13 protein-coding genes are annotated in these 12,795 nt (G+C 46.0%); 11 read left to right on the top strand and 2 right to left on the bottom strand.

Annotated elements, in window-relative coordinates; genetic code table 11:
• Nucleotides 1-141 precede the first annotated feature (141 nt).
• The 7 genes from AB4Z45_RS19360 (at nucleotide 142) to AB4Z45_RS19330 (ending at nucleotide 8,445) form a co-directional block, all read left to right on the top strand.
• On the top strand, nucleotides 142-816 hold the full coding sequence (locus AB4Z45_RS19360) for a hypothetical protein (protein WP_441910953.1): 675 nt from the start codon (nucleotides 142-144) through the stop codon (nucleotides 814-816).
• 140 nt (nucleotides 817-956) lie between these two features.
• Nucleotides 957-2,531 (top strand): peptidoglycan DD-metalloendopeptidase family protein, encoded by a 1,575-nt coding sequence (locus AB4Z45_RS19355; protein WP_441910951.1) that lies wholly within the window; start codon nucleotides 957-959, stop codon nucleotides 2,529-2,531.
• A gap of 229 nt (nucleotides 2,532-2,760) precedes the next feature.
• Nucleotides 2,761-3,516 carry a response regulator YycF gene (yycF, locus tag AB4Z45_RS19350; RefSeq protein WP_441910949.1) on the top strand — a complete coding sequence of 252 codons (756 nt, stop codon included), beginning with the start codon at nucleotides 2,761-2,763 and terminating at the stop codon, nucleotides 3,514-3,516.
• Complete coding sequence (walK, locus tag AB4Z45_RS19345) at nucleotides 3,513-5,363, top strand: cell wall metabolism sensor histidine kinase WalK (protein ID WP_076266553.1); 1,851 nt, start codon at nucleotides 3,513-3,515, stop codon at nucleotides 5,361-5,363. The genes yycF and walK overlap by 4 nt, the downstream gene beginning before the upstream one ends.
• A complete protein-coding gene (locus tag AB4Z45_RS19340) occupies nucleotides 5,360-6,817 on the top strand; it encodes a YycH family regulatory protein (RefSeq protein WP_441910948.1) in 1,458 nt (485 codons plus the stop codon). The genes walK and AB4Z45_RS19340 overlap by 4 nt, the downstream gene beginning before the upstream one ends.
• A 32-nt stretch (nucleotides 6,818-6,849) precedes the next feature.
• A complete protein-coding gene (yycI, locus tag AB4Z45_RS19335; protein ID WP_441910946.1) occupies nucleotides 6,850-7,605 on the top strand; it encodes a two-component system regulatory protein YycI in 756 nt (251 codons plus the stop codon).
• 33 nt (nucleotides 7,606-7,638) lie between these two features.
• Entirely contained in the window at nucleotides 7,639-8,445 is an 807-nt protein-coding gene (locus AB4Z45_RS19330; protein WP_076266550.1) for an MBL fold metallo-hydrolase, read from the top strand.
• Here AB4Z45_RS19330 and AB4Z45_RS19325 read toward each other — a convergent pair.
• Nucleotides 8,414-8,635: a hypothetical protein gene (locus AB4Z45_RS19325; protein ID WP_054025729.1), complete on the bottom strand. Its 222-nt coding sequence runs from the start codon at nucleotides 8,633-8,635 to the stop codon at nucleotides 8,414-8,416. The genes AB4Z45_RS19330 and AB4Z45_RS19325 overlap by 32 nt on opposite strands.
• A gap of 160 nt (nucleotides 8,636-8,795) precedes the next feature.
• On the opposite strand from AB4Z45_RS19325, the gene AB4Z45_RS19320 reads away from it, so the two are divergent.
• From AB4Z45_RS19320 to rlmH, 3 genes are all read left to right on the top strand, one after another.
• On the top strand, nucleotides 8,796-10,172 hold the full coding sequence (locus tag AB4Z45_RS19320; RefSeq protein WP_441910944.1) for a S1C family serine protease: 1,377 nt from the start codon (nucleotides 8,796-8,798) through the stop codon (nucleotides 10,170-10,172).
• 269 nt (nucleotides 10,173-10,441) lie between these two features.
• The gene (locus tag AB4Z45_RS19315) at nucleotides 10,442-10,609 is read left to right on the top strand and encodes a CxxH/CxxC protein (protein WP_063847536.1); all 168 of its coding nucleotides are present in this window, start codon (nucleotides 10,442-10,444) and stop codon (nucleotides 10,607-10,609) included.
• A gap of 2 nt (nucleotides 10,610-10,611) precedes the next feature.
• Nucleotides 10,612-11,091 carry a 23S rRNA (pseudouridine(1915)-N(3))-methyltransferase RlmH gene (gene rlmH / locus AB4Z45_RS19310; protein ID WP_339205773.1) on the top strand — a complete coding sequence of 160 codons (480 nt, stop codon included), beginning with the start codon at nucleotides 10,612-10,614 and terminating at the stop codon, nucleotides 11,089-11,091.
• A gap of 120 nt (nucleotides 11,092-11,211) precedes the next feature.
• Here rlmH and AB4Z45_RS19305 read toward each other — a convergent pair whose 3' ends face one another.
• Complete coding sequence (locus tag AB4Z45_RS19305) at nucleotides 11,212-11,712, bottom strand: VOC family protein (RefSeq protein ID WP_441910942.1); 501 nt, start codon at nucleotides 11,710-11,712, stop codon at nucleotides 11,212-11,214.
• Between the two features lie 95 nt (nucleotides 11,713-11,807).
• Between AB4Z45_RS19305 and AB4Z45_RS19300 the strand changes: the two genes are divergently transcribed.
• Nucleotides 11,808-12,740 (top strand): helix-turn-helix transcriptional regulator, encoded by a 933-nt coding sequence (locus AB4Z45_RS19300; RefSeq protein WP_441910940.1) that lies wholly within the window; start codon nucleotides 11,808-11,810, stop codon nucleotides 12,738-12,740.
• Nucleotides 12,741-12,795 lie beyond the last annotated feature (55 nt).

Raw genomic sequence — 12,795 nt, 5'->3', positions numbered from 1 at the left:
AACATGCAATTATAGGAATTTAATAGAGTTTAGAAGAATGGTTGCCCCTAATGTTGACCATAATGGTATATAACAGATTATGGCAATTGCAGCTGCTAAATAACAATTTGTCAGCTGCTGGACGAAGGGGTTGGTGCGGCAATGTTGAAAAAAGTAGAATGGCTGGCGAAAATTGTAGCAGCAGGATTAATCGTAAGCTTCTTATCCATTTGGACGACGGGATATATTGTAACCAGCTATGTGGAAACGATATTAAAACAATTCAATTTACCGCTTGAAGTGCCGCCGATGGCAATGTCAGGCGTATGGGGCAAACTATGGGGAGCAGATCCGCTAGTAACGACGGATATTGCAGATAAAGAAGAGAAGAAGACTATAGTTGATGGTGAGGATACTCCAGCAACAGATGCAGGTGAAAATGAGCAGGCTGATCCACCGGCAGCCATCGACGCCTTTGGCCAAGCAACGGATGCTCCGCTTACCGATATTGGCATTGGCGGGGGCACAGAAGCAGGAAGTGGCGCAAAACCTGAAGATGGCAGTGTTGAAGAGGGAACAGCTGGTGTTGATGATACCGAGACAGCGATGACAACGGATGATTTGACTGAGGTAAAGGATCAAATGAGCGATGAGGATAAGGAAAAATTATTCAGTCTGCTTATGACAAAATTACCGCAAGAATCGTGGCAAACGATCTCTCAATATATCGAAAACGGGCTGACAGAACAAGAGTTGACAGAGATTCAACAAATAATGGCACAGCACCTCGACAAGACCGAATATGGGCAAATGATGGAGATTCTGAAAAAATATTAATATTGTGAATAGGGTGTAAAGGTTGCTCCAATTGTTGGGCATATGTTACAGTATTAGGCGAACGATCCGACAGGATAATTCGTCTTTTTTTATGTCGGAATTCGGAAAAAAAGTTGCATTAGCGCGAAAAGGAGACAATCATGACCGTTTTCAGGGACAAGGGTCGGATTCAGAAAGTATGGAATCAAGCGATTCAGTACTTTCGGCATGACCGATCGCAACAACTGGATGGCAAGACACAGCAACAATCCGCAAGTGATCAGGCAAACAAGCCGTTTTGGCGAAAAAAGCCGGTTCAGTTAGCGGGCGGGGCGCTCGTACTCCTCACAGTAGCCGGATTTAGCGGAATCCAATATGTTCAAGCAAACACAGTCGAATTTTATAACGTATATATGAATGGAACAGCCGTTGGAACCGTAAGTGATCCACAAGAAGTAGAGCAGCTAGTTTTGCTGGAAACCGAAGAGGTTCAGCAAGCTAACCCGGGCATTAACATGGTGCTTGATACAGGAACAATTACCTATGAGCCTGATCATGCATTCAAAGGAACTCCAGAAACTGCTGATACGCTGGACAAGCTTGAAGGGTTGTTTACCTCTCATGCGGTTGGTGTCGAAGTGAAGGTTGATGGAAAAGTCATCGGCATAGTGAAAGACCAACAGACAGCAGATGAAGTTTTATTGCGTGTACAAAGCAAGTTTGCACCAAAGCTTGCTGCAGCGAAGAAGGAAGCAAAGGAAGTGAAGTCGCTTTCGTTCAATGCAAAGGATGCAAAGCCGTCATCGCTTGATTCAAAGGCAGCCTCTAAGCAGCCTGGGCGTGAAGTGACAGAAGTTGAATTCATTGAAGCGGTAATGATGGAATCAATTGATACCGATCCAGAACAGATCATGGAAGCAGAAGCCATTTATAAGATGCTCGTTCAAGGCAGTATTCAACCAACTAAATATACGGTACAAGCAGGCGATTGCGTCGGCTGTATCGCACAGAAATTTGATATTTCCCCAGAGGTTATTTATAAGAATAACGCATGGATTAAAGATGATAAGATAACGATTGGCGATGTTCTTGATCTAACGGTGCTCCAACCGGAGCTCACAGTAAAGACAACCGAGAATTTAGTTGAAGTAGAAACGATTGAACCACCTGTTGAAATTAAGAAAAATGCGAGCATGCGTGTAGGCGAGTCGAAGACGATAGCAAATGGTACGGCTGGCTCTAAACGAATGACTTATCGTATCGTGAAGCAAAACGGTTACGTCGTATCCGAAGAGCTTCTCACGAAAGAAGTAATTAAAGAAGCGACTCCAAAAATTGTTGAACGAGGAACGAAGGTTGTTTTGGGAGAAGGATCAGGACGTTTTGCAATGCCTGTCTCCGGATCTAGAATGACTAGTAAGTTCGGGAAACGCTGGGGACGCATGCATAACGGTATTGACCTTACTGGCAACAAGAACATTCTCGCATCCGATACAGGAAAAGTAGAGTTTGTCGGAACGAAGCCAGGTCTAGGCAAGACAATTATTATTGATCATAAGAACGGCTACAAAACCGTATACGGTCACCTTAGCTCTTACAATACCAAAGTAGGGGATATTGTTGAGAAGGGTGAAAAGATTGCTATCATGGGCAGTACAGGAAACTCTACTGGCGTTCATTTGCATTTTGAAGTACACAAGGACGGCGTTTTGCAAAATCCATTAAAGTACTTATAACATATACCCATAATTTACTAGAGAGAAACACTTTTGCTATAAGCGAAGTGTTTCTTTTTTTTTGCGTATATAAATGTTGTGTATGGACATGGAGTATTTAACTTATTCATGCAGTGATGGCGGACTGAGGAAAAACCTTTCAACATGAGGGAAGTTTCATTGTGAAGCAAGGGATAACAGTGTTAAAATAGAAGGTAATAAAAAGGACAAGCGACGGGCGGGTGTAGCGATGCACGGAAAAATATTAGTGGTCGATGACGAACAGCCGATTGCAGATATTATAAAGTTTAATTTGGAGAAGGAAGGGCATCAGGTTATTTGCGCTTTCGATGGCGGCGAGGCGGTTCGGCTTGCATTCGAGGAGCTTCCTGATCTTATTTTGCTGGACCTGATGCTGCCTGTAAAGGACGGTATGGATGTATGCCGCGAGGTTCGCGCCAAGCTGCAAATGCCAATCATTATGCTGACGGCTAAGGATACGGAAATTGATAAGGTGCTTGGGCTAGAGCTGGGCGCTGATGATTATGTGACAAAACCATTTAGCACAAGGGAATTGCTCGCGCGAGTGAAGGCGCATCTGCGCAGGCAGCAAAAGACAGAAGAAGCTGCAAGCGGTGATCATTCTGGCACTGCCGATCATTCCGCCGAGCAGGAGCAGCAGGGCTTTAAGCTGTTCAACCTATTTGTGGATACAGATATGTATGTCGTTTATAAGGACGGCGTACCGCTTGATCTGACACATCGTGAGTATGAGCTCGTTTATTATATGGCCCRCAACAGCGGCAAGGTGATGACGCGGGAGCATTTGCTTCAAGCCGTATGGGGATTTGAATATTTCGGAGACGTGCGAACGGTTGATGTTACGATTAGAAGATTGCGCGAGAAGATTGAGGATGATCCAAGTCGCCCTGAGTACATTATGACACGGCGCGGTCTCGGCTATATGATGCGCAACTCCAAGTCCGGAGGCTTCGGCCCAGGATGAAGGGCAAAAGTTTTTTTCGCACAATCCAAGTAAAGCTGGTCATCATCTATTTGCTGCTTATATTGGTGGCTATGCAGTTGATCGGTGTTTATTTTATAAGTACGGTCAAAAACTCCTTAATTGACAGCTTCACGAAAAATTTGAAGGAGCAAGCGGATATTTTATCTAAGTTTGCAGCTCCGAGCTTAGCGGCTAAACCAGATACTGAGGGTGATTCTGCGGAAAGCACGACAGAGGATCTTAGTTTGGTCGTTCGCAATCTGTTCAGCATTAGCGGCGCCGAGGTGCAGGTGCTTGATTCGAACGGGAAGATGGTAGCGACGTCCGTTCAAAGCAACGAGACCTATATTGGCCAGAAGAACAAATCACTTGCTGTAAGCCGAGCACTTCAGAACATTACAGACAATGAGCAAGAAATTATAGATGATGATAATACACGCAAAAAGATGATTGCCCAGCCAGTGACGATTAATGACAACAAGGTGGTTGGGGTTGTATATGTCGTTGCTTCGATGAACGAGCTGTATGAGACCGTCAACAGGGTCAATCAGATCTTTTTCTCAGGGACGCTTATTGCGCTTGGTCTCACGGGTGTGCTTGGCATATTGCTTGCTCATACCATTACGAGCCCGATTCAAGGTCTGACGAGGCAAGCAGAGGCGATTTCACAAGGGAAATTCGATCTGCAGGTGCCCGTGCTTGGCGATGATGAGATTGGCAGCTTGAGCGTTGCCTTCAACGATATGACGATTCGGCTGAAAGAAGCTCTATCGGTAAATGAAGAGGAAAATGAGAAGCTGAATTCCGTTCTCTCCAACATGAGCGATGGCGTTGTTGCTGCGGATGAGAACGGCAAGGTCATCGTATGGAACAGGAGAGCACTAGAGCTGCTCGATGTACGCTCCTGTGAAGGACTTGAGTTGTCCGAGCTGTTCGATCTATCCGAGGAGCGGCTCGAAGAGCTGCAGCAAGGGCGCGGTCAGACACTGCTTATTGAACGTGATGAGGATGGGCAGGAGATGAACGATAATGACGAAGGGCTGCTTAAAGTAACCTTTACGCCTATTCATCGTCGGGATAAGGGCATTACCGGAACGATAGCTGTCTTGCAGGATGTGACAGAGCAAGAGAAGCTTGAGCAATCGCGGCGTCAGTTCGTCGCGAATGTATCGCATGAGCTGCGTACACCGCTTACTACAATTAAGAGTTATGCAGAAGCACTCAATGACGGTGCGCTGGATGAACGGGAGTTATCCGAGCGGTTTGTTGGCGTTATTCGCAATGAAACCGAGCGGATGATTCGGCTCGTCACGGATCTGCTGCATTTGTCGCGGCTCGATTCAAACCAAGCGCCGCTGCGCCGCAGACAGACAAATGTTCATGACATGCTTGATGAAGTGGCTGATCGTTTCTCATTTCAGCTTAGGCAGAAGTCGATTAAAGCCGCAGTGAGCGTGGATCAAGGGCTGGAGTCCGCTTGGCTGGATCGCGATCAGATCGATCAGGTGCTTGATAATTTATTCTCCAATGCAATCAAATATACGCTGGACGGTGGAACGATTGAATTAACGGCGAAGAAGCCGGCCGATTCGGCATCACTTTCAATTAGTGTGAAGGATACTGGCATTGGAATTCCGAAAAAGGATTTGAATCGTATTTTTGACCGCTTCTATCGTGTAGATAAAGCACGCTCACGCAACATGGGCGGAACAGGTCTTGGACTTTCGATTGCCCGGGAAATTGTGAAGGCACATAGCGGTACGATTTCACTTGATTCCGAGCTAAATGAAGGAACTACGGTTACATTCACTCTTCCACTTCTACAGGAAGGGGGCGAGCTGGCATGAAAGAAAAAATAAAGACAACAACGCTTATCCTGCTGGTTGTGCTTAGTCTCCTTCAAAGCTATTTGCTTGCATACAGCATGCCTGGTCTTGGCGCTACGGTAAGAAGCGATCAGGATTATGTTAATTCGGAGCCAATAGGAAAACCGACAAGCGTAGAGAGTGTTATTTTTCCAGAAGCGTTAGTTATCCACTTAGGCGGCAATAAGCATACCATCATTTATCCGGGAACACAGTTCTATGAGATGATTCTTAACCAGCGCATTCAGGGTAGAGAATTTAAAGGGTTCCAGCGAAGCCCTTCGGATGTGCTCAACTGGGAAGAAATTCGCAAAAACGATATCGGTATCGAGCTTCGCTTTGATAACGGCATTCCAGTAGAGCTGCTGCAGAAGCTGCTTAAGCTGGAAGGCGATTTGCTGTTCTTGAACGAAACGATTGACCGCATCTGGATCTTCAAGACATCGGGCACCGAGGAAATTCGAACGTTCTTTTTTAGCGCTGATGGCGAGATGGTTTATGAGTCCGTTCGTGCGGATCTGACGGTACGCGATGTGCAGGACTATGTGGGGTTTGGGCAGTTCCAGCCTAAGTACACCATGACAGCAGACGGCCTTTATATTCCGGTTGCGCCGATTCAGTCAACGGAAATCGTATTTCCTTACGAGACGTATTCGCCAGATTTGATGAAACGAAGCTTATTCTTCGATCAAAGCACGACAAGAGCAATTGAAGACCGAGGCGGTTCGCAAATTTATACAGACGGCAAGCGCGGATTGCAGGTAGAACAGAACGGTAAGTGGATCAGCTATACAGATCCGAGCGCTCCGCAAATTACGGAAAACTTGCTTAGCGACAATGTGTATGCCTCAGTAGATTTTGTCAATCAGCATGGCGGATGGGACGGCACACATCGTTTTGTGAATGCTATGCCAGGCAGCGAAGGCAAGGATATTAGATTTAAGCAATATGTCGAGCAGTATCCTGTTATGGACACGAAGCCGTTCCGCTATGGGTACATGAGATTAAGGCTTCAGCAAGGTGTCGTAACCGAATATTCGAGAACACTTATTACGCTTGGAGCGCAGTCGGAATCGAGGAATGTTCGCTGGTTGTCAGGCGGGGAAGAGCTGGAGAAAACGCTCAGTAATTACGATAGACGCAGCGAAGTGACAGCATTGTTCCCAGCGCTGCAAGCAGCTCCGATCGATGAGAACAGACTTCGGTTCATACCGGTATGGGCTGTTCGCTTGAAAGACGGTACGGAAGAAATATTGGTAGAGGCTTATCGAAGCGGATTTACACCGCCTGAGCAGAAGGATGAGGACGCTGTGCAAGGTGAGGCTGATGACAATTCAGATAAGCCAAATGATACGACAGCAACAGCAGCTAATGCTGCAGGAGCGGTAAGCTTATCAGTGGGTGCGAGCCAGATTCGTTCGCTTAATGGACCATAGAAATAGGATACGAAAGCAGGAGGTGAAGGCGATTGGATTGGGGACGAGCGAAAAACGTGCTTATTATTTCGTTTTTGCTGCTCAATGTATTGCTTGGTTATCAGCTATGGCTGGATATCAGGGAACAGTTGAACATTAATGTAAACACGGCGGAGCTGCCGCAGGATAAGTTACTGCTCATGCAGCAGAAGCGTATTTCGTTAGAAGCCAATCTGTCGCTGGAAACACCTGAGCTCAAGGACTTAACTTATTTGCTCCACTCTGACAGCCGCAAAAATGCGGAACCAATCATATTGAAAGAACCGGTGGATAGTACGATCATCTATTCCAAAAAAGAATTAATAAAGACACTGGGAGATCGTATTCCTGAGCTTGATCAATATGCATTTGATTTGCTGAACAGCAGCGTAGGTGAGTCTGTTTTTTATCGAGTAGTAGAAGGACGTCCGATGTTTGATGTGAAGCTGAAGCTTTATATTAAGGATCAGAAGATTACTTCTTTTTTGCAGGATCGTGTAGAGCTGCTCGGATCAGGTGAAGCCAAGCAGGTGCTGCCAGCTGCCAAGGTGGTAGCGAGCTTGATTGAAACTTATTTACCCGATGGTGCGGTCATTACCGATATCCAGCTTGGCTATAAAGGACAAATCTTTGATTCGGAGCGTCAAGTGTCGGTGCCGTCATGGCGTGTTATGCTGGAGGACGGTCATCTGTTTTACGTGCATGCCATCAGCGGCGAGGTTGCAACGGATGATGAGCAAGGGGAAGCGGCAGCGAACGGTTTACGTTAACGGGAGCAGGAGAAGGGACAGGAAAAAGTTATTATGGGACTTCGATTTACAGTACTAGGAAGCGGCTCGACCGGCAATGCAACCATCGTGCAGGGGAATGACAAGATGGTCATTGTAGATGCTGGTATGAGCGCGAAGAAGCTGGATGAACTCATGCGCGAGCGCGGAGTAATGGGTCATCAATTGGACGGGCTGTTCGTCACACATGAGCATTCCGATCATATTAAGGGATTGGGTGCTTTTGCAAGGAAATATGATTTGCCCATTTATGCCAATGAGGCAACGTGGGCTGCAATGGAGAGGCATGTTGGCACGATTGCACCAGAGAAGCGAGTGTTTATGGAGACAGGTGAAGAGGTGAACCTCGGTTCAATGGCCATTCAATCGTATCCAATCTCACATGATGCAGCAGAACCTGTAGGTTATTGCTTTGTAGAGAATGGCGAGAAGCTAAGCCTAGCTACTGACCTAGGGTATGTAAGTGAAAAGGTCAAACGTCAAATTATTGATTCCGATGTGCTTGTGCTTGAGGCCAATCATGATACGGAAATGCTTCGTATGGGGCGATATCCGTGGAATACGAAGCGCCGGATATTGAGCGATGTTGGCCATTTATCCAATGTAGCTGCAGGCGAAGCGCTGTTAGAGCTCATGACAGATCGAACAAAACGCGTTTATTTGGCTCATTTGAGCCTTGACCATAATTTAATGGATTTGGCAATGCTGACCGTGAATACTATATTAGAGGATCATGGAATATTTTATAAGAAAGAAGAACACCCTCTACGCGCAACCTATCACGACCGACCTACGTCATGGGATGTAGTGAAGCAGAAATAAGGGATTCCAGCTGTGCATCAAGCGCATCCGCTTTAGCACTTAGCTCTTCTCTAGTAAGTATGCCCTTATCGATAAACAATTCTAGCATCGCACTTAAGGTGAGAACGGTACGGTAGTGATCATCCTTTAAATCTGCTAGCTTTGCAGCAAGCTGAACATGTTCCCAAGCGACAGGCGTTTTGGCTTTCATATAAGCATTTCTCCTTTAGTGGAACGACTTTTGAAGCGCAAAAAAAAACTTCTGATAAGCATCGCATGATTCTATTATTATTTTAGTCATTTCTTCCGAAAACATTCCTAGATTCAAAAAAATAGTCTTGATGTCCGAGGCAATGAGAGGGGCGATAGTAATGAGCTTATTCGACGACGATTTTTATTCAACCAAAGTATCCAAGCGTGCTGCTCGCGAGAGTAAGAAAGGAGACTTTGCATTTCGATATAAGAGCGGTGGACGCAAGTGGTCCAACGTTCGTATTGCATTTGTATCTTCTATTACGAGCGCGGTAGCTGCAACGTTGTTGTTCGGTGCTGTGTTTGGCGGCGGAGGCAGTGGTACGACCAGCGGCGGCGGCGCACCGGTAACGGGTGGTATACAAGTGATTGATCCGCTTGAGCGTCCTATACAGGCTTCAGCGAAAGTAAGACCGGCCGTCGTAAGCGTCATTAATCAGCAAATGTTCTCTCTTGGCATTGGAAAGGACAAATCGCAGCCGGAAAAAGAAGCGGGCAAAGGTACGCTTCGCGAAGCGGGTGTGGGCTCAGGTGTCATCATTAGCAAGAAGGATGGCAAAGCGATTATTATTACGAACTACCATGTCATTGATCAGGCACAGGCGGTAAAGGTTGTACTGATGAATGGAGAAGCGCGAGAGGCACGTATTGTCGGTAAAGATCAAATTACGGATCTTGCTGTGCTGGAAATTGACGCAAAAGGAATCGAAGTCGTTGCAGAAATTGGCGATTCGTCTGCGCTTCGCCCTGCTGAATATATTATTGCGATCGGCAACCCGCTCGGACTCGGAGAGTCTGTGACAACGGGCAGCGTGAGCAAGACAAGACAAATTGTACCGGTATCACTTAATCAAGATGGCGTGTATGACTGGGAACAAGAGGTTATTCAGATTGATGCATCCATAAACCAAGGAAACAGCGGCGGGCCGCTTATTGATTTGAATGGACGTGTAGTTGGTATCAACAGCATGAAAATAGCTGATCTTGGCGTAGAGGGCATTGGCTTTGCTATCCCCATCAATCTGGCTATGCCGATTGTTGAAAGCTTAATCAAGCTGGGCCATGTGCCCCGTCCATATCTTGGCGTATACACGATGGATTTGGAGCAGTATTGGGAGCAGCAGGACTTTGCGGATGCGTACAGCAATCCTGGTGAAGGCGGGATTTTGCCGGAGGGCGATGTTCCTCATGACGAAGAAGAGGCTGACCCAGGCGATGATCAGATTCTTGAGGGCGGACCGAAGCTTACGCTGCCAGACGAGGTTTACGATGGTGTAATCGTGCTTGAAGCGGTTGGCCCTGCTAAGGATGCAGGTTTGCTGTTCAATGACGTGATCGTTAAGCTGGATCGTCATCCGATCAGCAGTACGATGGACCTTCGCAAATATTTGTACCAACAGAAGAAGATTGGTGACGAGATTGAGATTAGCTTTTACCGTGATGGGAAGCTGAAGGTTACGAAGTTTAAGCTGGCTGAGAAGACAGATGAGGAATAAGTTCGAGTGCATAAGCTGGATAAAGATTGGTTAGTTCAAGCTTATTGAGCTGGAATGTTAGGATTAGCTTGAAGAAGCCGCGGTATGCAAATGGTAGCCCATTTGTGTGCTGCGGTTTTTTTTGTGCGTGGATGCGGGGAGCATACTGGGAAAGGGATTGTGCGGAGATAATACGAAAATTGTCGTCTTCACATGGAGAGGCGTTTTCTGATATGCTGTGTATAGACAATAAGGACGACCATCAACTAGGGATAGGAAGCGTGCAGACGATGTATTGTGTATGTAAAGAGCATATTGAGAAAGCATTGGACCGTTTTGTAGATGAGTATGAGGATGCACCAGACGTAGTAGATCTGAAGGAAACACAATTTGCAGATTGGGATCCACCGCGCAAATGTGATTTTTGTGAAGAACCAGCTACTTTTTTGGTGGTGTAGAAATGCATATACAGATAGCTGCTGTTGGTAAGCTGAAGGAAAAGTACTTAGTGCTCGGCATAGCGGAATATGCCAAGCGGTTAGGGCCTTACGTGAAGCTTACGCTCACGGAAGTGCCCGATGAGAAGGCGCCGGAGACGATGAGTGCGGCGGAGGAAGCGATTGTGCGCGAGCGAGAGGGCGAGAGGCTTCTAGCGCAGCTGAAGCCTGATGCGCATGTTGTCGCGCTCGCGCTGGATGGCGAGCTCTGGTCAAGCGAGGATCTCGCGGGCCAGCTCGATAAATTAGCCACGTATGGGCGCAGCCACGTGGCTTTTGTTATTGGCGGGAGTACGGGATTGTCTCCCGCTGTGATGAAGCGCGCCCAGCAGAAGCTGAGCTTTGGGCGCATGACCTTGCCGCACCAGCTCATGCGTCTGGTGCTGATTGAGCAGATTTATCGCGGAGTGAAGATAAATCGGGGGGAACCTTACCATAAGTAACGGCGAAAAATGTCTGCGAAAATCCTCTTTTTGGTGGTTCAGGCTTTAGCTTTCTGCTCATTCAAAATAAGTTGAAAACAGCACGACGGCAAACTCTTGATGACGTCGTGCTAAATGACTTCAGCTATTTCTCACATCCGTCAAAAATGGATTAAAGCTCTTCTGGGCATATTCCATAGCATCGATATACGTTTGCTGTTTTGAGCGCTCCATCATTTCTTCAGGACTAACGTCCTCTATTTTCGATGTTATCCACCATATATTCCCGAATGGATCAACCACTCTTCCACCTCGTTCTCCCCATGCTTGGGTTATCACTTTCGTCATAGATGTAGCTCCGGCCTTTATGGCCTGAGCATAAAATTCATCGCTGTCACCCACGTACAGACGAATAAAGCAAGGAAACGACGGCCAATCGGCAGGAGAATCGAACATTAGAATTTTTGAATCGCCGATGCGTACCTCTGCATGTCCTATGCTTCCGTCAGCATTGTATACCCGGCCAAGTTCCTGAGCATAAAATGCGGAAGCCAAAAAGGCAATCAATTTTTCTGTGCTTTTTGTAGTGATCCAAGGGGTAATGGTACGGTTCTCAATTTGCAACATTTGGTTCTCGTTCATTCGGCCCAACCTCCAATGATTGAATTCGATTTGATTGTATCATGGAAAACTTGACAACATTATGTCATAGTTTTAAAGGCAGAGGGGGTGATAGGATGAAGATTGACCGATTAATTTCCATTATTATGCTTCTCATGCAACGCAGAAAAATAGATGCTAAAGAGTTGGCCACAATTTTGGAAGTTACTACCCGTACGATTTACCGGGATGTTGAAGCTATCAATCAGGCGGGTATTCCGATCGTAACCTACCCTGGACGTCAGGGCGGCATTGGTATTCTGGAAGAATATAAAGTAGATAAAAAGCTTTTCACAAACAAGGACATTCGCACGATGCTTATTGGCTTGTTAGGCGTACAATCTGTATTAAAAGACGAGCAATCCAAAAATGCCATTATCAAAGTTAAAGGTATGGTACCTAGTAATCAATTATCGTTGGTTGAAAGGCAAACAAAACAAATCGTCATTGACCTGACACCGTGGTATGCAGACGCTCGTTTGGAGCAATTTCTAGAATGTGTGCAAAGAGCTTTGGATCAGCAGAAAATATTACATTTTGAATATTGCAACGCACAGGGAAGGTCGTCCAACCGGGAAGTCGAGCCGTACCGACTTATTCATAAGGGAAATCATTGGTACTTGCAAGGCTTTTGTCGGCTAAAGCAGGAGTTTCGAACATTTCGAGTTTACCGAATATCTAATATTTCTCTATCAGACACAACATTTGTCCCGAGCAAGTTTGAAATCGATGAGATGGATGCATCATTCTCCAAAGAAGTTTCATGGATAAACGTTCAAATCAGATTTCATGAAAATATTAAAAAGACGATTATAGATTTTTATGGTGAAGATTGTATTGTTTCTTATACAGATGGCTGGTATACTGCAACAATTTCATTGGAAAATAATGAGCAAGGTTATGACTCCTTATTCAGGTTTACCAATCACTGTGAATGTTTGAGCCCTTTGCATATTAGAGAACATTTAATTGAAAAAGCGGCCAGTATCTTGTCTTTATATGGACGATAGACAGACAGCAATCTATATGAAATGTCGTAAGAAGGAGCTGAACACGACAGCTCCT

The sequence above is a fragment of the Paenibacillus sp. MCAF9 genome (assembly GCF_052114265.1).
In the GTDB taxonomy this organism is placed as follows: Bacteria; Bacillota; Bacilli; order Paenibacillales; family Paenibacillaceae; genus Pristimantibacillus.
This window is presented reverse-complemented; position numbering and strand designations above follow the sequence as displayed.